The organism is Streptomyces sp. NPDC043896, from assembly GCF_056435605.1.
This window is the reverse complement of sequence record NZ_JBWKEE010000027.1, coordinates 22,718-41,894: the sequence shown is the minus strand read 5'-3', so window position 1 is coordinate 41,894 and position 19,177 is coordinate 22,718. Positions and strand designations below refer to the sequence as shown.

General features: G+C 73.7%; 22 protein-coding genes. 9 read left to right on the top strand and 13 right to left on the bottom strand.

Going from position 1 to position 19,177, the window contains the following annotated elements; genetic code table 11:
* The first annotated feature begins 430 nt into the window (after positions 1 to 430).
* Together AC069X_RS31260 and AC069X_RS31255 are read left to right on the top strand one after the other, a co-directional pair.
* Positions 431 to 715, top strand: coding sequence for a hypothetical protein (locus AC069X_RS31260; RefSeq protein WP_478733850.1), 285 nt, complete (start codon positions 431 to 433; stop codon positions 713 to 715).
* Positions 712 to 1,110, top strand: a complete 399-nt coding sequence (locus AC069X_RS31255) for a PIN domain-containing protein (RefSeq protein ID WP_478733848.1) — start codon at positions 712 to 714, stop codon at positions 1,108 to 1,110. Before AC069X_RS31260 ends, AC069X_RS31255 begins: the two co-directional genes overlap by 4 nt.
* A gap of 45 nt (positions 1,111 to 1,155) precedes the next feature.
* On the opposite strand, the gene AC069X_RS31250 is transcribed toward AC069X_RS31255, so the two are convergent.
* The gene (locus tag AC069X_RS31250; protein ID WP_478733847.1) at positions 1,156 to 1,308 is read right to left on the bottom strand and encodes a hypothetical protein; all 153 of its coding nucleotides are present in this window, start codon (positions 1,306 to 1,308) and stop codon (positions 1,156 to 1,158) included.
* Between the two features lie 340 nt (positions 1,309 to 1,648).
* Between AC069X_RS31250 and AC069X_RS31245 the strand changes: the two genes are divergently transcribed.
* A complete protein-coding gene (locus AC069X_RS31245; protein WP_478733845.1) occupies positions 1,649 to 2,182 on the top strand; it encodes a GNAT family N-acetyltransferase in 534 nt (177 codons plus the stop codon).
* 282 nt (positions 2,183 to 2,464) lie between these two features.
* Here AC069X_RS31245 and AC069X_RS31240 read toward each other — a convergent pair whose 3' ends face one another.
* From AC069X_RS31240 to AC069X_RS31230, 3 genes are all read right to left on the bottom strand, one after another.
* Positions 2,465 to 2,845, bottom strand: coding sequence for a hypothetical protein (locus AC069X_RS31240; RefSeq protein WP_478733843.1), 381 nt, complete (start codon positions 2,843 to 2,845; stop codon positions 2,465 to 2,467).
* Positions 2,835 to 3,905, bottom strand: a complete 1,071-nt coding sequence (locus AC069X_RS31235) for a saccharopine dehydrogenase (protein WP_478733841.1) — start codon at positions 3,903 to 3,905, stop codon at positions 2,835 to 2,837. Before AC069X_RS31235 ends, AC069X_RS31240 begins: the two co-directional genes overlap by 11 nt.
* A gap of 99 nt (positions 3,906 to 4,004) precedes the next feature.
* Complete coding sequence (locus AC069X_RS31230; RefSeq protein WP_478733839.1) at positions 4,005 to 4,664, bottom strand: hypothetical protein; 660 nt, start codon at positions 4,662 to 4,664, stop codon at positions 4,005 to 4,007.
* Here AC069X_RS31230 and AC069X_RS31225 point away from each other — a divergent pair.
* A complete protein-coding gene (locus AC069X_RS31225) occupies positions 4,644 to 4,853 on the top strand; it encodes a hypothetical protein (protein ID WP_478733837.1) in 210 nt (69 codons plus the stop codon). The genes AC069X_RS31230 and AC069X_RS31225 overlap by 21 nt on opposite strands.
* A 106-nt stretch (positions 4,854 to 4,959) precedes the next feature.
* On the opposite strand, the gene cutA is transcribed toward AC069X_RS31225, so the two are convergent.
* From cutA to AC069X_RS31210, 3 genes are all read right to left on the bottom strand, one after another.
* A complete protein-coding gene (gene cutA, locus AC069X_RS31220) occupies positions 4,960 to 5,283 on the bottom strand; it encodes a divalent-cation tolerance protein CutA (protein ID WP_478733835.1) in 324 nt (107 codons plus the stop codon).
* Positions 5,284 to 5,350: 67 nt separating this feature from the next.
* A complete protein-coding gene (locus AC069X_RS31215; RefSeq protein ID WP_478733833.1) occupies positions 5,351 to 6,016 on the bottom strand; it encodes a DUF4097 family beta strand repeat-containing protein in 666 nt (221 codons plus the stop codon).
* Between the two features lie 195 nt (positions 6,017 to 6,211).
* Complete coding sequence (locus tag AC069X_RS31210; protein WP_478733831.1) at positions 6,212 to 7,411, bottom strand: erythromycin esterase family protein; 1,200 nt, start codon at positions 7,409 to 7,411, stop codon at positions 6,212 to 6,214.
* A 58-nt stretch (positions 7,412 to 7,469) separates the two neighbouring features.
* Between AC069X_RS31210 and AC069X_RS31205 the strand changes: the two genes are divergently transcribed.
* From AC069X_RS31205 to AC069X_RS31195, 3 genes are all read left to right on the top strand, one after another.
* The gene (locus tag AC069X_RS31205) at positions 7,470 to 8,183 is read left to right on the top strand and encodes a MerR family transcriptional regulator (RefSeq protein WP_478733829.1); all 714 of its coding nucleotides are present in this window, start codon (positions 7,470 to 7,472) and stop codon (positions 8,181 to 8,183) included.
* 68 nt (positions 8,184 to 8,251) lie between these two features.
* Positions 8,252 to 8,818 carry an RNA polymerase sigma factor gene (locus AC069X_RS31200; protein ID WP_478733827.1) on the top strand — a complete coding sequence of 189 codons (567 nt, stop codon included), beginning with the start codon at positions 8,252 to 8,254 and terminating at the stop codon, positions 8,816 to 8,818.
* Positions 8,815 to 9,828 (top strand): CU044_5270 family protein, encoded by a 1,014-nt coding sequence (locus AC069X_RS31195; protein ID WP_478733825.1) that lies wholly within the window; start codon positions 8,815 to 8,817, stop codon positions 9,826 to 9,828. The genes AC069X_RS31200 and AC069X_RS31195 overlap by 4 nt, the downstream gene beginning before the upstream one ends.
* On the opposite strand, the gene AC069X_RS31190 is transcribed toward AC069X_RS31195, so the two are convergent.
* From AC069X_RS31190 to gdhA, 4 genes are all read right to left on the bottom strand, one after another.
* Complete coding sequence (locus tag AC069X_RS31190; RefSeq protein ID WP_478733823.1) at positions 9,825 to 9,953, bottom strand: hypothetical protein; 129 nt, start codon at positions 9,951 to 9,953, stop codon at positions 9,825 to 9,827. The genes AC069X_RS31195 and AC069X_RS31190 overlap by 4 nt on opposite strands.
* Before the next feature lie 293 nt (positions 9,954 to 10,246).
* Entirely contained in the window at positions 10,247 to 11,014 is a 768-nt protein-coding gene (locus tag AC069X_RS31185; protein ID WP_478733821.1) for a thioesterase II family protein, read from the bottom strand.
* On the bottom strand, positions 11,011 to 12,366 hold the full coding sequence (locus AC069X_RS31180; RefSeq protein WP_478733819.1) for an AMP-binding protein: 1,356 nt from the start codon (positions 12,364 to 12,366) through the stop codon (positions 11,011 to 11,013). The genes AC069X_RS31185 and AC069X_RS31180 overlap by 4 nt, the downstream gene beginning before the upstream one ends.
* Positions 12,367 to 12,586: 220 nt before the next feature.
* Positions 12,587 to 13,939 (bottom strand): NADP-specific glutamate dehydrogenase, encoded by a 1,353-nt coding sequence (gene gdhA / locus AC069X_RS31175; RefSeq protein WP_478733818.1) that lies wholly within the window; start codon positions 13,937 to 13,939, stop codon positions 12,587 to 12,589.
* Between the two features lie 261 nt (positions 13,940 to 14,200).
* On the opposite strand from gdhA, the gene AC069X_RS31170 reads away from it, so the two are divergent.
* Positions 14,201 to 14,698, top strand: coding sequence for an anthrone oxygenase family protein (locus AC069X_RS31170; RefSeq protein ID WP_478733816.1), 498 nt, complete (start codon positions 14,201 to 14,203; stop codon positions 14,696 to 14,698).
* Between the two features lie 161 nt (positions 14,699 to 14,859).
* Here the strand turns inward: AC069X_RS31170 and AC069X_RS31165 are convergent, their stop codons facing one another.
* Positions 14,860 to 15,477 carry an anthrone oxygenase family protein gene (locus AC069X_RS31165; RefSeq protein WP_478733814.1) on the bottom strand — a complete coding sequence of 206 codons (618 nt, stop codon included), beginning with the start codon at positions 15,475 to 15,477 and terminating at the stop codon, positions 14,860 to 14,862.
* Between the two features lie 164 nt (positions 15,478 to 15,641).
* A complete protein-coding gene (lpdA, locus tag AC069X_RS31160; RefSeq protein WP_478733812.1) occupies positions 15,642 to 17,033 on the bottom strand; it encodes a dihydrolipoyl dehydrogenase in 1,392 nt (463 codons plus the stop codon).
* Positions 17,034 to 17,402: 369 nt separating this feature from the next.
* On the opposite strand from lpdA, the gene AC069X_RS31155 reads away from it, so the two are divergent.
* The gene (locus AC069X_RS31155; RefSeq protein ID WP_478733810.1) at positions 17,403 to 19,160 is read left to right on the top strand and encodes an acyl-CoA dehydrogenase; all 1,758 of its coding nucleotides are present in this window, start codon (positions 17,403 to 17,405) and stop codon (positions 19,158 to 19,160) included.
* Positions 19,161 to 19,177: the final 17 nt, after the last annotated feature.

Here is a 19,177-nt window from a genome sequence, read left to right as displayed (position 1 = left end):
GGGCGTCTTGCGCGAAGGACGGTGGTCCGGTTCGCGGCCGTGCTCGCCTTCGACGCCGAGGACCGGCCCGTCGGGTACGCGTACGGCAACACCGTGCAGGCCGGGGACCTCTGGTGGAGGCGGATCGGCGACCTGGACGCGGAGTACGCCGCCTCGCCAACCCTGGCGCTCAGGGAGATCGGCGTGACCATGCCCCACCGGGGGACGGGGCTGGCCCGGCGGGTCCATGACGAGCTGCTGGCCGGCCGCACGGACCCCGGCCGCCGGAGAGGGAAAGGTCCAGCAGGTCTACCAGTCGTGGGGCTACGAGGCGATCGGCCCCGTCCAGCCCGCCCCTGACTCCCCCGTGCTCACTGCCATGATCCGACCGCTGAACGCGTAACGTGAGGCCGAGCTCGCCGTATGGCATTCGAAATGCCATAATCATGTCATGGCTGACGACGACACCGACTTCCCGCCAGGCGACGGCCCCAGCAGCGGCATCTCCGTTTCCCTCACCGCAGGCACCCTGCAGGCGATCCGGGAACGCGTCGGCAAGCGGGGCGTGTCCGCCTACCTGGAGAAGGCCGCCCAGCGGCAGATCGAGCGTGACAATCTGGACGAACTGATCGCCGAATTCGACGAGGCAAACGGCGCCGCCGATCCCGAGGCCGTCGCCGCCAAGCGGGCCAAGCTCACCGGCGGCACCTCCGCCGGAGCCGGGGCGGCGGCGTGAGCGGTGCACTGATCCTGGACAGCGAGGGCCTGGCCAAGGCCGTGCAGCGCGACCGGGAGATCCACGAGTGGCTCACGGCCGCACGCGACGCCGACCTGCCGGTGATCACATCGGCCGCAGTGCTCGTCGAGGTGACCCATCCGCGGATCAACGACGCGGCGCTCAGATGGACCCTGTCCCGCCTGCGGGTCGAGCCGCTCACCCACGCCCTCGCCCAGTCCGCCGCCGCCCTGCTGCGCGTAGCCGGCCTGCACGGCCACAAGTACGCCATCGACGCCATGCTCTGCGCCACGGCCCTTGCCCAGCCGGGCCGGGTCACGATCCTGACGTCCGACGTCGAGGACATCTCCACGCTCACAGCCGAACACCCCCGCGTGACCGCGGAGAAGGTCTGACCTCCCCAGGCGGAATGCGGTGAGGGCGAACGCCGTTTGCCTGTGTCACGCGGGCTGGACGTTTCCTACGGCGGCGGTGAACTCGCGCGCGGACGGGCCCCGGATGTACGCGAGCTCCGCCCAGCGCTCGATGCCGGTGTCGGAGACGTTCTCGTTGATCACGGACGCGATGTCGCGCACGCGCTTGCGCTCACTCATCGGGCCCCTCCCCGAAGGAGGCGAGGAAGCACTCCCACCCGACGCGTGCCCGGTCGAGCAGCTCCGCACTGCACCAGGACAGCGGGGCGGTATCAGTACCCGGGCCGTCAGGCAGGTCCAGGCTCAGTACGCCGCGCACAGGTGGACTGGTCGACAACGGCGTGGTCGCGAAGCATCGTCGCCTCGCGTGGCTGTATCCAGTCAACGGGTGACAACCGTGAGGGAACCGGAAAGGCACCCTGTGGCGCCGGGCTCGGCTACCGGAAAACTTTGCGCATGCTTTCAGCAGTCGGCGGCGCGGTCTGAGCGGGCGAATCCGCAGCACCTGGAGGCGAATCACATGACGACCCGACTACGTCGGTTCACCCACGTGGAGCAGGCCCGCAGCCCACTCATCGAGGTGTATGCCGAAGTCCGTGAACCGTTGCTGCACCTGCGGAACTACGCCGTACCGACCTTGGCCGAGCGTCTGGAGCGCTACGGCCGTACTCCAGGCTTCGCCGCCGTACTCGCCTTCGACGCCGCTGACCGGCCGGTCGGATACGCGTACGGCAACACCGTGGAGGCCGGGGACCTCTGGTGGAAGCGGATCGGCGACGACCTGGACACGGCGTACACCCGCTCGCCGACCTTGGCGCTCAGAGAGATCGGCGTGACTGTCCCCCACCAGGGGACGGGACTGGCCCGGCGGATCCACGACGAGCTGCTGGCCGGCCGCGCGGACCGGTACGCCTCGCTCATGGTCAACCCGGCCGCCGGAGACGGAAAGGTCCAGCGGGTCTACGAGTCGTGGGGCTACGAGGCGATCGGCCCCGTCCAGCCCGCCCCGGACTCCCCCGTGCTCACTGCCATGATCCGGCCGTTGACCCCATGACGGCGGCCGGACGCCGAGATCAGAGAAGCGCGTAGCGATCCGTCGCGCCCGGGTGCTCCGCAGGTCGCTCTGATCGACCTCGCGTGCGGGTAGCCGCGCCCCTGGCCCTGGCAGCAGGGATCTGGGAGCCCGGATGCCCGGCGGGCCGACCCCCGGCCCCTCGCCTCATCGCTGAGAGACCCGTCCCTCCCACTCCTGCCCCGTGACCGTTCCTTTGGGGGTTTCCCGGCACTCTTTCGGCTTTCCGGGGCGGGACGGCCTGTCAAGGGTCGCCGAAGGCGATCACGCAGTGACGCGACCGAAGGGAGCGCCCTTGACAGGCCGGCACGACACGGAACGACGATGGGACTGACGGGAAACCCCCAGCCCCTCCCCGACCCCGCCCCAGGGGCCACCGCCCCACCCCACCCACCCGCTGCCCGGGCCCGTTCGGGCCGCGAGGGCGGCGGGGGTGAGGGCCCGGGTCTCGGCGCGGCCCGCCAGGCCGAGGGCGGCCAGGCGGGCGGCGGCGCGTTCGGCGGTGCGGTCCCACAGGGCCACGCGGCGGGCGCGTTCGCAGACGAGGGAGAGGCCGGAGCGGCCGGTGGACAGGCCGGTGGACAGGCCGGTGCCTATCCAGTGGACGGTGCCGGACGCCGGCGCGGCCGGCCGGTCAGTGGTCAAGGGGGGCCTCCTGGGCTTGTACGGCTGCCTCGAAGGTGTGCAGGGCGCGGGCCCAGACGCCGTCCCACTCGGCCAGCCGCAGCAGGTGCGGGGCGAGTTCGGCGGAGAAGGCGGTGCTGGCCTCGACGGGAAGGAGGGAGGGGAGGTTGTCGATGGCGATCAGGTCGAGGGGGCGCTCGCCCTCGCGGAGGGTGCGGACGGGTTCGGTCCAGGTGGTGGTCTCGTCGTAGACCGGCAGGACGTTGCAGTCGGAGGTGACGTCGCAGGTGACGTCGCTGACGAGGGAGAGCCGGCGGTCGGGGTCGTCGAGGTCGGCCTTGGTCAGGAACGGCGGGACGGGGGTGGTGGTCAGGACGGTGTTGACCAGCAGGTCGTGGCCGAGGAGGGCGGGGCGGTCGATGTTGCGGGTCTCGGCGAGGTCCCAGCGGACGGGCTCCAGCCCGGCCTGGACGAGGGCGTCGCAGGCGCCGCGGCCGCAGCGGCCGAGGGCGCCGATGACGAGGGCGGTGGTGGGGTCGGAGGGGGTGGCTCCGGCGGCGAGGAGGGCGTCGAGGGCCGGGCGGTCGGTGGGCCGCAGCGGGGCGGCGAGGGCGCCGCGGTGGTGGAGGACGGCGAGGGCGGCGCCGATGTAGCCGGCCCAGTAGCCGAACGCGGCGACGCGGCGGCCGGCTTCGTCGGTGAGGTACTCCATGTCGAGCAGGGCGCCGCCGCCCGTGGTGAAGCGGGAGAGCAGTTCGCGGGCTCCGGACTGGCCCTTGTAGGCGTGGCCGAAGTAGATGTGCCGGTGGCGCAGGGCGGGGGCGCCGGGGCCGGCGGGGAGTTCCTTGAGGCCGAGGACGTACGCGTCGTCGGGGGCCTGCTCGTGCCAGGAGGCGGTGGGGGCGGTGGCGCAGCCGGCGTCGGTGTAGCGGGCGAGGGGGAAGGCGCGCTGGTCCGACTCCTCGACGGTGATCCGCACGCCGGCCGCGGTGAGGCGGGCGGCGTCCTGCGGGGTGAGGGGGGCCCGGCGCTCGGTGGGGCGGGCCTCGTGACGCATCCAGAGGTGAAGGTTGTCAGACATCGTGCAGTTCGTCCTGTCTGAAGGCATGGGAGTGGCTGACCCCCGGCCTGATCGCGGTTGCGGGGGCTGCGCCGGCTTCCGTCGGGGACGGCCCGCGCGCTACAGGAGCGGGATCCGTGCGTTCGCCGGCGGGCGGTAGGCGGGGGTCGCGGTGGTGCCCAAGCCTGCCGCGCGCAGCTCGGTCACGACGGCGCCGGCGATGGCCGTGGCGAGCTCCGCACCCGGGCAGCGGTGGGCCGCCGCGCCGAAGGTGAAGACGGCCGGATTCACCCGCCCGGGGGTCAGCGCGTGCGGGTCCGGGTTGACGGCGGGGTCGCGGTTGGCGGCGGCGAGGCGTTCGCCCCAGGCACGGGCGGCGTCCTGTCCGGCGGTGGTGGGGACGAGGCCGGCGCCGGCGGGCTCGCCGTCGGCGACGGACCGCGCCCAGGCGGTGAGGACGGCGGCTTCGCGTTCGTCGAAGATGCCGGACATGGGGCCGCCGAACTTGATGGACTTCAGGAAGCGGCAGGGGCCGCCGTCGTGTGCGGGACGGATCTGCCGGGCGGTGCGGAACTCGCGGACGAAGGCTGCGGCGTCGAGCTGCCCGTCGTCCAGCCAGTCGGTGAGCTTGCGGGTGCCCAGGCGGACCGCGCGGTGCTGCCGTCCGGCGTGCGGGGCGTGCCGTTCGACGATCCGGGCGACCTTGGCGTCGAGGGACAGGCCGTCGTGCCAGGCGGCGAGTTCGACGAGGGCGGCGGCGTGCTCGCGTTCCAGGCGCACGAGGAGGCGTACGGCGTCCAGCGCGCGGCGGCGGTCCGCGGCCCCGGTCGGGGGGCCTGCGGTGTAGCCCGGATCAGCGAGCGCTCCCTCCAGGCGCACATCGCGGCCATCGAACAGGACCTCGGCGCCCTGAACCGGCTCCAGCTCGGCTACTTGCTCGGCCGCAACGAGGCGACGTACGTCCTGTGACGACCGGCGTCCCGTCGCTCCCGCTCCGGCTCCCGCTCCGGCTCCCGCTCCGGCTCCGGCTCCGGCTCCCGCTGCCGCTGCCGCTCCCGCTGCCGCGCCCGTCCCGTCAGCTCCGGCTCTCCTCCGCCACCCATTGGAGGTAGCCGGCCGATCCGCCGGCGACGGGCAGGACGATCCACTCCGGGACCTCGTAGGAGTGGGTCCGCGCGACCCACTCGGCGAGGTCCGGGAGCCGGTCCCGGGTGGTCTTGTAGGAGATCCGCCACTCGGTGGCCGTCTCGACGCTCCCCTTCCACCGGTAGACGGCGGTGAGGGGGGCGTCGATGTGCGCACAGGCGGCCAGCCGCTCCTCCACCGCCCCGTGCGCCAGCCGCCGGGCGCGCTCCTCGTCGTCGACGGTGGTCTGAGCGATCACGATGTCGGTCGCCACGGCTCTCCTTCTCCTCCGGTCCGGCCGACCCTAGCCAGCCGGACCCGCCCCCGGCCAGCGTGCGGCCTCAGGCGGTGAGGGCGGTGATGTCGCCGTAGGAGGTGGTGGCGTGGATGCTGAGCACCTCTCCTTCGCCGGTGTTGCGCAGGGCGTTGCCGACGCGGCCGTAGGAGGTGCCGGCGTCGAGGGAGGCGGCGGTGCCGCGGGCGGCGGTGACGCGGATGTCGCCGTGCTCGGTGGCCAGGGTGAGGGTGCCGCCGGTGGCCTCGGCGACGGTCAGGTCGCCCTTCTGGACACGGATGTCGGCCGGGCCGGCCAGCCGGCCGATGGCGACGTCACCGGCGGCCAGGGTCAGCTGCACCCCGGCGGCCTCGTCGAGCTTGACGGTGCCGTGGGCGCTGTCGAGGGTGACCTCCCCCAGACGGCCGACGCCGCGGAACTCGGAGCTGGCGGTCTTCGCCCGGACGTGCGAGCCGGCCGGGAGCTGAACGGTGACCTCGATGGAGCCGGAGGCACCGAACAGCTGGTTCCGGTGCGGGGAGCCGATGCGCAGGACGCCGTCTCGGTACTCGACGGTGGTCTCCTCGGCGGCCTTCACGTCGCGGCTCTTGCCGGCGTCGGCGGGGAGGACCTCGACCGTGGTGTCCGCGCGGTCGGCGGCGATGAAGCGGATGTTGCCCGCCGGGACGTCGAGGACGGCGGTGATCGCGGCGGGGGTGACGAAGTTCGGCATCGTTTCGTTCCTTCGGGCTCGTTGCTGCTGCGTGTTTCCGACGAGAGAAACACTACGTAGCCTTCAGGGGGCAGGCAACAACTTCGTTGCACACAAAGCATGTTTACGCAGCTCAGAGCCCTGGAATCGTTGCATCGCTTCTGAATTCAACGCAACAGCCGCCGTCCTGACGTTGCAACAGATACGGATCGAACGCTACGCCGGGGCCATGTCCCCGACGAACACGAGCCCGTCGCTGTCCGCCAGGCGGGCCGGGTCGAACGGGGCGTAGCCGAACCAGGGCGAGGTGCGGGGCACGGGCGGGGCGTCACCGAGCACCGCCGCCAGGCGGCGGGCGTCGACGAGGCAGCGCTCCTCCGGGAGCGCGTACAGGAGCCCTTCGAGGGTGTCCGGCGGTGGCGCGTCCACCCCGTGGTGCCGGATCGTGCCGAGGGCCGTCGGCAGGAAGGCGTACTCCTCTCCCAGGCTGGCGTTCACCAGCGCTCCGGCGCTCCACCACTCCAGCGGTGTCCCGCCCATCCGCATCGAGCTCATCTCCCGCTGGAGATGGGCGTTGTGGGCGTGGACGAACACCGGCCCCCGCTCGGCGGCGGCCAGCAGGTTACGGGCCATCATCCGGTCCCGCACGGCCACCAGCCGGGCCATCCGGGCCGGGGAGGCGTCCGCCATCCAGTGGTGGTAGCGCAGCAGGCCGGTGGCCGTGCGCCCGTACAGGCGGGCCCGGTCCCATTCCTCCCGCGAGGTCTCGGCGATCAGACGGGGGGTCTGCTCGCCGAGCAGCGCCGCCAGGTCGTCGGCGATCAGCCGCAGCCGGCCGGCCGCGGGCGACTGGCCGACGGACCGCGAGGGGTCCGTCATGACGGCCGGATCGGTCCACCGCTCGTCGCCGCCGAGCAGCCGGTCGAGGGTCTCCGCCGTACAGGGCAGGAGGTCCGGGGCCACCCGGGGGGCGAGGTAGCCGTGGAGTGCGGTGAGGGCCCGGCGGGGGCTCGCGGCGCCGGTGATCTCCAGGGGGCCGTCGAAGCCGACGAAGCGGACCTGCTCGGACGCGGGGCGGCCTTCGTTGCGGGAGCGCATCCAGCGGACCAGTTCGCGGTTGGCGGCGGAGGCCCCCCAGCCGTGGCTGATGCCGCGCTCCACGACCTCGTCGAGGGTGCCCCGGCCGGAGGTGACGTGGTCGTCGACGGCCAGGCCCATCAGGCAGTCGCTCTCGATCGCGATGGTCCGGTAGCCCTCCTCCACGAGCTGCCGGAAGAGGTCGTTGCGCAGGTGGAGCAGCAGGTCCTCCCCGTGGGTGGGCTCGCCCAGGGCGAGGATCCGGGGCCGCTTCGGAAGCATCCGCAGCACGGCGGAGGCGTCGACGGCATGGACGGTGTCTTTGATGCCGGTTTCCATGGCTTCAACGCTATCGTTGAACCTCCGGTTGAGACTTTTGCCGTTAATCTCGGCTCCCATGGGCCAGAACCTTAAAACCACCGGACAGCTGCGGCCGATCGATCTGGCCCGCCGGCACGGTCTGTCGACCCAGGCCGTCCGGAACTACGAGGAGGCCGGCATCCTCCCGGCCGCCGACCGCACCCCGCACGGCTACCGCACCTACACGCCGCTGCACGCGGGCGCCCTGCGCGCGTTCCTCGCCCTGCTGCCGGGCCACGGCCACCAAACGGCGGCGTCGGTCATGCGGGCGGTGAACGGGGGCGCGGTCGAGGAGGCCTTCCGCCTGATCGACGAGAGCCACGCCCAGCTCCTGGAGGACCGCCGGACCCTCCGGGCCGTGGAGGGCGCCCTCCGCGACCTGGCCCCCGCCCCCGCGCCCGAGCCGGGCGGCACGTTCATCGGCCCGCTCGCGGCACGGCTCGGCATCCGGCCCGCGACCCTGCGCAAGTGGGAGGGCGCCGGGCTGGTGCACCCGCGCCGCGACCCGAAGACCGGGTACCGCGTCTACGACGAGGCCGCCGTGCGGGACGCCCGGCTGGTCCACCAACTCCGCCGGGGCGGCTACCTGCTGGAGCAGATCGCCCCGCTGATCACCCAGGTCCGCGCGGCGGGCGGCCTGGAGCCCCTGGAGGCCGCCCTGCACGGCTGGCACGCCCGCCTGTCCGCCCGTGCCCGCGCCCTCCTGGCCGGGGCCGCCGCCCTGGACGCCCACCTCCGCGAACGGGAATGAGCCCGCCTCCGCCGGGCCTGTGACGAGGGTCACGTGCAACGGGGTGCGGCCTGCGGACACTACCCGGTGTGGACCAGCAACTGTTCGCGGAAATCTATGACGCCCACGCCCGAGCGGTGTACGCGCATGCCGTCCGCATGACCGCCGACCGATCGGGGGCCGACGACATCGTCTCCCTCACCTTTCTGGAGGCTTGGCGGCTCCGTGACTCGTTCGACCAGGTGGCCGGCCAACGGGCGTGGCTCTTCGGCATCGCGACGAACGTCATGCGCAACACCCGGCGGGCGGCACGCAGGCACAGGGAGGCCATGGCCCGCCTGCCCCCTCCCGGCACGGTGCCCGACGTGGCGGAAGCGGTCGTGTCCCGCATCGCCGACGCGGAGCGGGCCGCGGCCGCCCTGGCCGTTCTGAACCGACTGCGCAAGGCGGACCGCGAAGTTCTCCTCCTGCACGTGTGGTCGGGCCTCAGCCCCACGGAGGTCGCACAGGCATGCGGAACGTCGGTGGGCACCGTGCGTTCCCGGCTCTCCCGTGCCCGCGCCCGCCTCCGCAAGCTCACGGACGGCCACCTCGCCGAGCCGCCGGCCTCCCGGCACGTCCCCGCCTCCCACGCCGTACGGGAAGGAAGCCTGTGAACGCCCCCGACGACGCGCGACTTGACCCGACCGGTCGCGCCGACACCACCCGGCGTCTGCCCGGTCTCACCGATGCCGACCTGCCGTTCCACGGACACCACCGGATCAGGGAACACCTGATGCGCGAGATGACGAGCGGCCCCCGGCCCGCCCCGGTCCGGGCAAGGCCCCGGCACCGGGTGGCCTGGTTCCTGGCGGCGGGGGCCGCGACCTGTGCCGTCGCCCTCGCCGTGACCCTCGGCTCGGCCGGCGCCGGCCGGAGCCCCGAAGCGGCGCGTCCCGAACCGGCGGCCGTGCGGCTGCTGGACCGGGTGGCCCTCGCGGCGCAGAGCGCGCCCGCCCCCGGTGTGCGTGACGGACAGTTCCTGTACACGCGGACGCAGGGGCACTCCACCGACCTGTCCGAGACCGAGGACGGAGGCATGACGGCCTCCCGCACGGACCAGTCCGCCGAGCGCTGGGTCTCCGTCGACGGGTCGGCCGGCACGCTCACGCGCCGCGGCGGGGCCGAGAGGACGGACCCCGTGCCGAACGCGGGCGGGGGCACCCTCAACGGCCCCACGTACCGCTTCCTGGAGTCCCTGCCGACCGACCCCGAACGGCTGCTGGACGTGATCTACGCCGACGCGCGGCTCAACCACGGCCCGGGCTCCGGGTCGACGACCGGTCCCGATCAGCAGGCGTTCGTGGCCATCGGCGATCTGCTCCGGACGGTGGAGGCGCCGCCCGGAGTGAGCGCGGCCCTCTACCGGGCCGCGGCCCGCATCCCCGGCGTGGTCCTGGTCCCGGAGGCCTCGGACGCCGCCGGGCGTGCGGGTGTCGCCGTCGCGCGGGTCCACGACGGCGAGCGCACCGAGTGGATCTTCGACAAGGACAGCCTGCGTCTGCTCGGCGAGCGCACCGTGCTGCTCAAGGACAGTGCGTGGGGGAAGGCCGGCACCCCGGTGACGTCCGTCGCGATCATCAGCCGGGGCGTCACGGACAAGGCGGGCCAGGTACCCGGGCGTTAGCGGACCGCTCCGGGCCCCGCCCGCCACTTCGCCGCCGCCGTCGCCGCCGCCGGCCGGGCGGCGGGGGCGGGGCCGAAGTGTTCGGCGGAGGCGCGGATGGAGACGAACGCGGAGGCCCACATCACGACGGTGACGGTGGCGGCCGCGAGGGCACGTCGATCGATACGGGTTCGGGATGCCCCGGCCGTTTCCCTACGGGCCGACGTACCGACGGGAAAAGGCACTGCCCAGGCGGTCCCGGGGGTTCCGGCCCGGCGGCAAGGGGGAGTTCAGGAGGCCTTCAGTGCCTGGTCGGAGCGGTGTCAGCGGGCGGTCAGCGGGGGGCCGTGGGGACGGTTCGCAGCCGCTCGGCGCAGGCGCCGTACCGCGCGCGGCGGCGGACGGACCGGCGTACGGACCGGCGTACGGCCGGGCCGGGTCAGGAGCCCGCGAACCCCGCCAGGTCCTCCGCGACCGCCCGCACCACGTCCTCGTGCCGCTCGGCCAGGTAGAAGTGCCCGCCGGGGAAGCTCCGGAAGCCGAACCCCGCCCCGGCCACCGCCCGCCAGGCCATCGCCTCGGGCACGCTCGCGCGCGGGTCGGACTCCCCGCACAGCACGCTGACCGGGGTCCGCAGCGGCGGCCCCGGCTCGTGCCGCCAGGTCTCGACGGCCTTGTAGTCACCGCGCAGCGCCGGGAGGACCAGCGCCCTGAACTCCGGGTCCGCCAGCAGCGCCGGGTCCGTCCCCGACAGGGACCGCACCCGGGCGAGCAAGGTGTCGTCGTCCTGCGCGTGGAGGTCCTCCTCCCGGGCGATCAGCGGGGACCGGCGCCCGGAGACGATCAGCCCGCGCGGCGTCTCCCCGGCCGCCTCCAGGCGGCGCGCCAGCTCGTAGGCGAGCACCGCGCCCATGCTGTGCCCGAACAGGACGAGGGGCCGGCCGCGCCACGGCGCCAGCGCCCGCTCCACCCCGTCGGCGAGCGCGGCGATGCTGTCCGGGACCGGCTCGCCCAGCCGTTCCTGGCGGCCCGGGTACTGGACGGTGAGCACCTCGGCGTGCGCGGCGAGGTCGCGGGAGAGCGGGAAGTAGAAGGAGGCGCTGCCGCCCGCGTGCGGGAGGACGACGAGGACCGGTACGGGCCCCGACGCCACCGCCGGCGGGTGGAAGCGGCGGATCCAGGGGTTCCGCCGGTCGGCGGCGCTCACCGTGCTTCCCCCGGCTCGCCGGCCAGCAGGAGCTTCTTCTGCGGCTTCCCCATGGCGTTGCGGGGGATCGCGGCCACGAAGCGGACCTCGCGGGGGCGCTTGTGCACCGACAGGTGCGCGGCGACGAAGTCGGTGAGTTCGGGGCCGGTGACGCCTTCGGCGACGACGAACGCGACGATCCGCTGGCCGAGGTCCGCGTCCGGGACGCCGACGACGGCCGCCTCGGCCACCTTGGGGTGGTCCAGCAGGGCGTTCTCGATCTCGCCCGCGCCGACGCGGTACCCGCCGGACTTGATCATGTCGATGGAGGCGCGGCCGACGATGCGGTGCACTCCGTCCTTCGGGTCGACGGCGGCGATGTCCCCCGTACGGAACCACCCGTCCTCGGTGTACGCGGCCGCGGTCGCCTCGGGGCGGCCCAGGTAGCCGGAGAACAGGGTGGGCCCGGTCAGCTGGAGTTCGCCGATCTCGGCGCCCGGCTCGGCCGCGACGCGGGTGCGGATGCCGGGGAGCGGGGTGCCGACGGTGCCGGGGCGGACCTCGCCGCCGGCGCGGCCGCTGACGGTGATCAGGGTCTCGGTCATCCCGTAGCGCTCGACGGGGCGGTGGCCGGTGAGGCGCTCCAGGTCCCGGAAGACGGGCGCGGGCAGGGCCGCGCTGCCGGAGACGAGGAGGCGGGCGCCGGACAGGGCGGCGGCCTGCTCCGGTTCGGCGGCGATGCGGGACCACACGGTCGGCACCCCGAAGTACAGGCTGCCCCGCGCGGCGGCGTACGCCTGCGGGGTCGGGCGGCCGGTGTGCACGAGGCGGCTCCCCGTGCGCAGGGCGCCGAGGACGCCGAGCACGAGGCCGTGCACGTGGAACAGCGGGAGCCCGTGCACCAGGGTGTCCTCGGCGCTCCACTGCCAGGCTCCGGCGAGGGCGTCGAGGTCGGCGGCGATGGCGTCGGCGGTCAGGACCACGCCCTTGGGCGGGCCGGTGGTGCCGGAGGTGTACAGGATCAGCGCGGGGTCCTGCGGTCCGGCGCCGCCCCGGGTCGGGGTGGCGGCGGAGCGGCGGGCGAAGTCGACGGGGACCTCGACGGCGCCGGAGTCCCGCAGGATGTGCTCCCGTTCGGCGGGGCCGGCGTCGGGGGGCAGCGGTACGAACGGCACGCCGGCCAGGAGCCCGCCGACGGCCGCGGCGACGGTCTCCAGGGAGGCGGTCGCGGTCACGGCGAAGGCGGGGGCCCCGGCGACGTCGGCGGCCACGGCGCCCGCCGCGCCGAGCAGTTCCTCGTAGGAGGCGGTACGGCCGGCGACGCCGACGGCGTCCTCTCGGTCTCCGTACGTCCCGTCAAGCGCGGTCAGCACGCGGCAACTCCCTGTCGGTGTCGGACCCCCAGGCTACGCCGCCGCCCCGGAAGCCCGCCGGAGCGGCCCTCACCGCACCCCGCCCCCCGGGGCCCGCGCGCCGTCACCACAGGCGCGGGCCCCGGCTGTCCCTAGGGGAAGGTTTGCCGGGTCGCGGTGTCCGGTGCGGTGCATCGCAAGGCGGGGCGCCGCGACCCGGTGAGCCCTTCCGGTCACAGCACTAGATCACGCCCTGGGCCAGCATCGCGTCCGCCACGCGTTCGAAGCCGGCGATGTTGGCGCCCGTGACGTAGTCGCCGGGGGCGTCGTAGCGGGCGGCCGTTTCGTACGCGACGCCGTGGATCGCGCTCATGATGCCGGCCAGCTCCGACTCGACGCGGTCGCGGGTCCAGGCGGTGCGGCCCGCGTTCTGGGCCATCTCCAGGGCGGAGACGGCGACGCCGCCCGCGTTGGCGGCCTTGCCCGGGCCGAAGGCGACGCCCGCGGCCTGGAAGAGGTGGACGGCCTCCGGGGTGGTCGGCATGTTGGCGCCTTCCGAGACCGCCTTGACGCCGTTCCCGATGAGGGTGCGGGCGTCCTCGGCGCCCAGTTCGTTCTGGGTCGCGGACGGGAAGGCCACGTCGGCCGGGACCTCCCAGACGCGCCCGCCCGGCACGAAGCGGGCCGAGGGGCCGCGCCGGGCGGCGTACTCGCTGACGCGGCCCCGCTCGACCTCCTTGACCTGGCGCAGGAGGCCGAGGTCGATGCCCTTGTCGTCGACCACGTAGCCCTGCGAGTCGGAGCAGGTCAGCGGGTTGGCGCCGAGCTGCTGGAGCTTCTCGACGGTGTACAGGGCGACGTTGCCGGAGCCGGAGACCACGGCGGTCAGGCCGTCCAGGGACTCGCCGCGGACCTTCAGCATCTCGGCGGCGAACAGGACGCTGCCGTAGCCGGTGGCCTCGGGCCGGATCAGGGAGCCGCCCCAGCCCTGGCCCTTGCCGGTCAGGACGCCGGCCTCCCAGCGGTTGGTGATGCGCCGGTACTGGCCGAACAGGTAGCCGATCTCGCGGCCGCCGACGCCGATGTCCCCGGCCGGGACGTCGGTGTGCTCGCCGATGTGGCGGTGGAGCTCGGTCATGAACGACTGGCAGAAGCGCATCACCTCGGCGTCGGAACGGCCGCGCGGGTCGAAGTCGCTGCCGCCCTTGCCGCCGCCGATGCCCAGCCCGGTCAGCGCGTTCTTGAAGATCTGTTCGAAGCCGAGGAACTTCACCACGCCGATGTCCACGGACGGGTGGAAGCGCAGCCCGCCCTTGTACGGGCCGAGCGCGCTGTTGAACTCCACCCGGTAGCCACGGTTGACGTGGACGTGCCCGTGGTCGTCCGTCCACGGCACCCGGAAGATGATCTGCCGCTCCGGTTCCACGAGCCGCTCGACCAGCCCGGCCTCCGCGTACTCGGGACGCGCCGCGAACACGGGGGCCAGGGTTTCCAGGACCTCCCGGACGGCCTGGTGGAACTCGGGCTGGGCGGGGTTGCGGCGCTCGATGTCGGCCCGCAGTGCGTCCAGCCTGTGCTTCGGGTCGGTCGTCACGTCTGATTCCTCTCCGGCGTCCTGGCGGGCGTGCGGGCCCAGCGGGAGGGTACCGCGCGCCGGGGGTGCCCCCGGAATGGGTCATCAGGCCTGTGCGGCGGGGGCGTTGGGCCTGTGCGATGCGACGGGCGGTGGCGTGTGTACGACCGTAGGATCGGACGGGGACGGCGTGGAACAGGGGCGCGGCGGCCCGGGATGGGCGAGAATCCGGCCAGCGCGGTGCGGCAGCACATGCGGCACCCACACGGGCGGGGGGACCACGTGGAAACGGCACGGTTCGCTTCACTGATCGCTGCGACGATCACCATGGGCCTGGTCAGCGGCCTCTTCTACGGGTTCTCGGTGGCGGTGATGCCCGGGCTGCGCGCCTCGTCCGACCGGACGGTGGTCGAGACGATGCAGCGGATCAACGTGGCCATCCTCAACGGCTGGTTCCTGCTCGGCTACGTGGGCTCGCTGGTGTTCACCGCGCTGGCCCTGGGCCTGCACCTGCCGGCCGGGGGGCGGGACGCGCTGGTCCCGCTGGCCGGGGCGCTGGTCGCGTACCTGCTGGCGATGATCGTCACCGCACGGGTGAACATCCCGCTCAACAACGCCCTGGAGCAGGCCGGTCCGGTGGATCGGATCGCCGACCCGGGCGCGGTGCGCCGCGCGTTCGAGGGGCCGTGGGTCCGCGCGAACGTGTGGCGCACGGTTCTGTGCACCGTGTCGTTCGGGCTGCTGGCGTGGGCCCTGGTCCTGCACGGGCAGCACGCCTAGTGCTGTGACCGGAAAGGTTTGCCGGGTCGCGGTGTCCGGTGCGGTGCATCGCAAGGCGGAGGGCCACGGCTCGTACGGGACGTACCTGCGTGGTCCGACAACGCCGCGAGGTGCCGTGCCGGGCGCCGGGACCCGGTGAACCTTTCCGGTCACAGCATTAGTCAGCGGGCGGTGGCGCGGCCGTGGAGGAGGAGGGCCCGGGTGAGGGCGGTGAGGGCGGCGGTGCAGAGCAGGGTGCGGAGGACGTTCGTGGTGACCCAGGTGCTCTTGAACTCGTCCACCACCGCGAAGCCGGTGAGCGCCGCCGCGTCGCCCGCGTCCGCGAGCTCTTCGTTCAGCGGGATGTTCACCGTGAAGGTGACGACCAGGACGACGAGGTAGGCGACGGCCGCGGCGGCCGCCCACCCGGCCACGCCGCGGCGGCCCGCGCGGTGGGCGACGGCCGCGGCGGCGGCGGTGGCGAGCAGGGCGAGGACGAAGGCGCTGCCGAAGAGGCCGTTGCCGTCGATGGCGGCGTTGAAGTTCCGCATGGCGGTGACGTAGGTGCGGTCGTCGCCGGCGGCCAGGCCCGGCATCACGGAGACGTCGAAGGCGAAGAACAGACCGGCCATCAGGCCGATGAGGACGGTGGAGAGTCCGAGGAGGAGACCGCCCGCCCGGCCGGCGCCTCTGCCGCCGCCGCGGTTCGCGTCACCGCCTCTCGCCGTGCCGGGTGCCGGGTCGGTGCCGGGTGCCGGAGGTGTGCCGGGTGCCGGGTTGGTGCCGTGTTCCGGGTTCATGGATACGTCCTCGCCTGCTGGCCGGTTACCGGCGGGCCCCACGCCCGCACGCGCGGTGATCGTGGCATCCGGGCCGGTGGTGTACCAGTGGTTTCGCCGAAGACGCGGGAAGGGCCGGGGAGTTCTCCCCGGCCCTTCCGGCTGGCGGAATACCGACCGCGATGTCAGCCGTGGACGTGCAGCGGCTTGCCGGCGAGGGCCAGGTGGGCCTCGCCCAGGGCCTCCGTCTGCGTCGGGTGGGCGTGGATGAGGCTCGCCACCTCCGACGGCAGGGCCTGCCAGTTGAAGATGAGCTGGGCCTCGCCGATCTGCTCGCTGATCCGGGAGCCGATCATGTGGATGCCGATGACTGGGCCGTCGACGACCTGGACGAGCTTCACGTCGCCCGCCGTCTTCAGGATCTTGCTCTTGCCGGTGCTGCCGGCGTTGAACTTGCTGACGACGACCTTGTCCTCGCCGTAGACCTCCTTGGCCTTCGCCTCGCTGAGGCCGACGGAGGCGATCTCGGGCTCGCAGTAGGTGACGCGCGCGACGCCGTCGTAGTCGATCGGGGTCACGGGCAGGCCCGCGACGCGCTCGGCGACGAGGATGCCCTCGGCGAAGCCGACGTGGGCCAGCTGGAGGGTGGGGACGAGGTCGCCGACGGCGGAGACGGTCGGGAGGCTGGTGCGCAGCAGTTCGTCGACGACGACGTGGCCGCGGTCGAGGGCGACGCCCGCCTCCTCGTAGCCGAGCCCGGCGGAGACGGGGCCGCGGCCGACGGCGACGAGCAGCAGCTCGGCCTCGATCTGCTTGCCGTTCTCCAGGGAGACCCGGACGCCGTTCTCGGTGTACTCGACGCCCGAGAAGCGGGAGCCCAGCTCGAACTTGATCTTCCGCTTGCGGAAGGCGCGCTCCAGGGACTTGGAGATGTCGACGTCCTCGGCGGGCACCAGGTGCGGCAGGCCCTCGACGACGGTGACGTCCACGCCGAAGGACTTCCAGGCGGAGGCGAACTCGACGCCGATGACACCGCCGCCGAGGACGACGGCCGACTCGGGGATCCGGTCGAGGAACAGCGCGTGGTCGGAGGAGATGACCCGGTTGCCGTCGATGGCCAGGCCGGGCAGCGAGCGCGGCTGGGAGCCGGTGGCGAGGACGATGTGGCGGCCCTTGTAGCGGACGCCGCCGGCCTCGACCTCGGTCGGGGAGACGAGGCGGCCCTCGCCCTCCACCAGGGTGAGGTTCTTGCGCGCCTTCAGGGTGCCCTGGAGCCCCTTGTAGAGGCCCGCGATCACGCCGTCCTTGTACGCGTGCACCCCGGCTATATCCACGCCCTCGAAGGTGGACTTCACACCGTAGGACTCGCTGTGGCGCAGTTCGTCGGCGACCTCGCCGGCGTGCAGCAGCGCCTTGGTGGGGATGCAGCCGTTGTGCAGGCAGGTGCCGCCCAGCTTGCCCTTCTCGATGAGGACGACGTCCAGGCCGAGCTGGGTCGCACGCAGGGCACAGGAGTAGCCCCCGCTGCCGCCACCGAGGATGACCACGTCGTACACGCCGTCGGCGGAATTCTCCATTGCAGATGACCTTTCGTCTTCCGTGGCATTACCAGCCCTACCGGCATGCTCTCATCTTCCGTTCGCGGGGCCGGTTTTGGGGGGTGCGCCGTCCCCTCCTCATCGAGTGCCTCTCAAGGCTTCGTGTAGGTGCCGTCACCTCTGCTTAGCGGACGTGTCTCGGCCCGCTCCCGGACCGGTATCGGTCCGCTCCGGACGGGCCGGAGAACCCCCGTGACCTGCCCGGTTCCCCTGTTACGTTCCCCCACGGTGTGTCAGGGTTCCATGGTTCGAGGCGGGGTTGGCGTGCACGGTCGGTTCTCTCAAGCGTGGTCGGCCTGCCTGCGGGGAGGAGCCTTCCGGGAAGAGCTGCAGGCCTTCCTGGAAGAGGTGTTTTCGGCCGCGGTCTTCTCCACCGCGCCCGCCGTCGGCGGACCCGGCGAAACCCTGGAGGCCGACGGGCCCGGGCGTACCGCGCTGACCTACGCCCGGCTGCGGCACGTCAACGACAGCGTGCGCGGCGGCGTGCCCCTGGTCCGCGACCGCGAGCGGCTCTTCCCGCTGCTCGCCTGGTCGGCGGTCGCCGACCCCGCCCTCTTCTACGCGATGTTCCTGCACCACTCGATGACGACCGGCGCCGTCCTGGAGTTCGGGGCCGGCCGGGAGGACCTGGCGGACGTCCTGGAGGAGCTGGCGGCCACCGAGCGGGTCGGCGCCCTGCTGATGACCGAGCTGGGGCACGGCAACAGCAACGCGTCCGTCCGTACGGTCGCCGAGTACGACGCCGCCCGCGAGGAGTTCGTCCTGCGCACCCCGGATCCGGCTGCCGTGAAGTTCCCGCCGGCCGTCGCCGCCGCCGGGGTGCCCCGGCTCGGGGTGGTCCTGGCACAGCTGGTCGTCGACGGCGCCGAGTGCGGGGAGTTCTGCTTCCTCGTACCGCTGCGCGACGCGGACGGGCCCCGGCCCGGCGTGGACGTCCGGCCGCTGCGGCCGGCCCCGCTGCTGCCCCTCGACAGCGCGGTCGTCTCCTTCGACGGGGTGCGGATCCCGTACCGGTACTGGCTGCGCGACAACGCCACGCTCACCCCGGACGGCGTCTTCACCGACCCCTTCGGCAGCCCGGCGGTCCGGGCCCGGCGCACCCTGAGCCTGATCCGGTTCGCGTGGGAGGCCGCCACCGTCGGCCTCGCGGCGACCGCCGGGGCGAGCGCGGCCGTCGCCGTGCGCCACGCCCACCGGCGCCGTACCGGCGGCCGGTTCGCCGCCGGCCTGCCGGTGATCCGCTACCGCAACCAGCAGCGGGCCCTGTTCGGCGCGCTCGCCGGGGCGTACGTCGCCCGGCTCGTGGCCACCGCGACCGCCACCCCCGAGGCCCCGGCACTGACCCCGCAGTCGGTGCGCACCACCTTCCTGATGAAGGTGGTCACCGACCGGATCGCCGAGAAGACCGCCGCCCGTGCCCGGACGGCGAGCGGTGCCCTCGGCTTCCTCGCCGCGAACCGCTTCCTCGACTACCAGGGCTTCGCGCACTCCCTCAACGCGGCCGCCGCCGACAACCAGATGCTGCTCCTCGACGGGGCTCAGGCGCTGCTGGCCGGCACCGCCTACACCCCGCCCGCCGACGAGCCGCCCGCCGCCGGCGGCCGCGACCTCCTCGACCCGGCCACCTGGACGGCGCTGGCCGCCGTACGCGAGCGCCGGCTCCACGACGGGCTGGCGGAGGGGCTGGCGAAGGCCTCCGCGGACGGGCTGGAGCCCTTCGACGCCTGGAACGGCCTGTACGACCGGGCGGAGCGGTTCGCCGAGACGCACGCGGCCCGGCTGGTGCTGGGCACCGTGCGCGAGGCCGTCGCCTCGGTGTCCGCGCGGGACGCGGAGGCCGGCGCGGTCCTGCGGGACCTGTGCGCCCTGCACGCGCTGGAGCAGCTCGCCGAGCACGACGGCTGGTACCTGGCCGAGGGGCTGCTGGACGCGGACGAGGTACGGAGCCTGCCCGGGCTCCTCGACCGGCTCTGCGAACGGCTGGAACCGCACGCCCTGGAGCTGGCGGAGGCGCTCGAAGTCCCGTACCGGCTGGCCGGCGCGCCCATCGCCGGCGAGGACTACGTGGGGGAGCTGACCGGAACGGCTGGATTCAGCCGCTCTTGAGTCCGCCTCCACTCGCG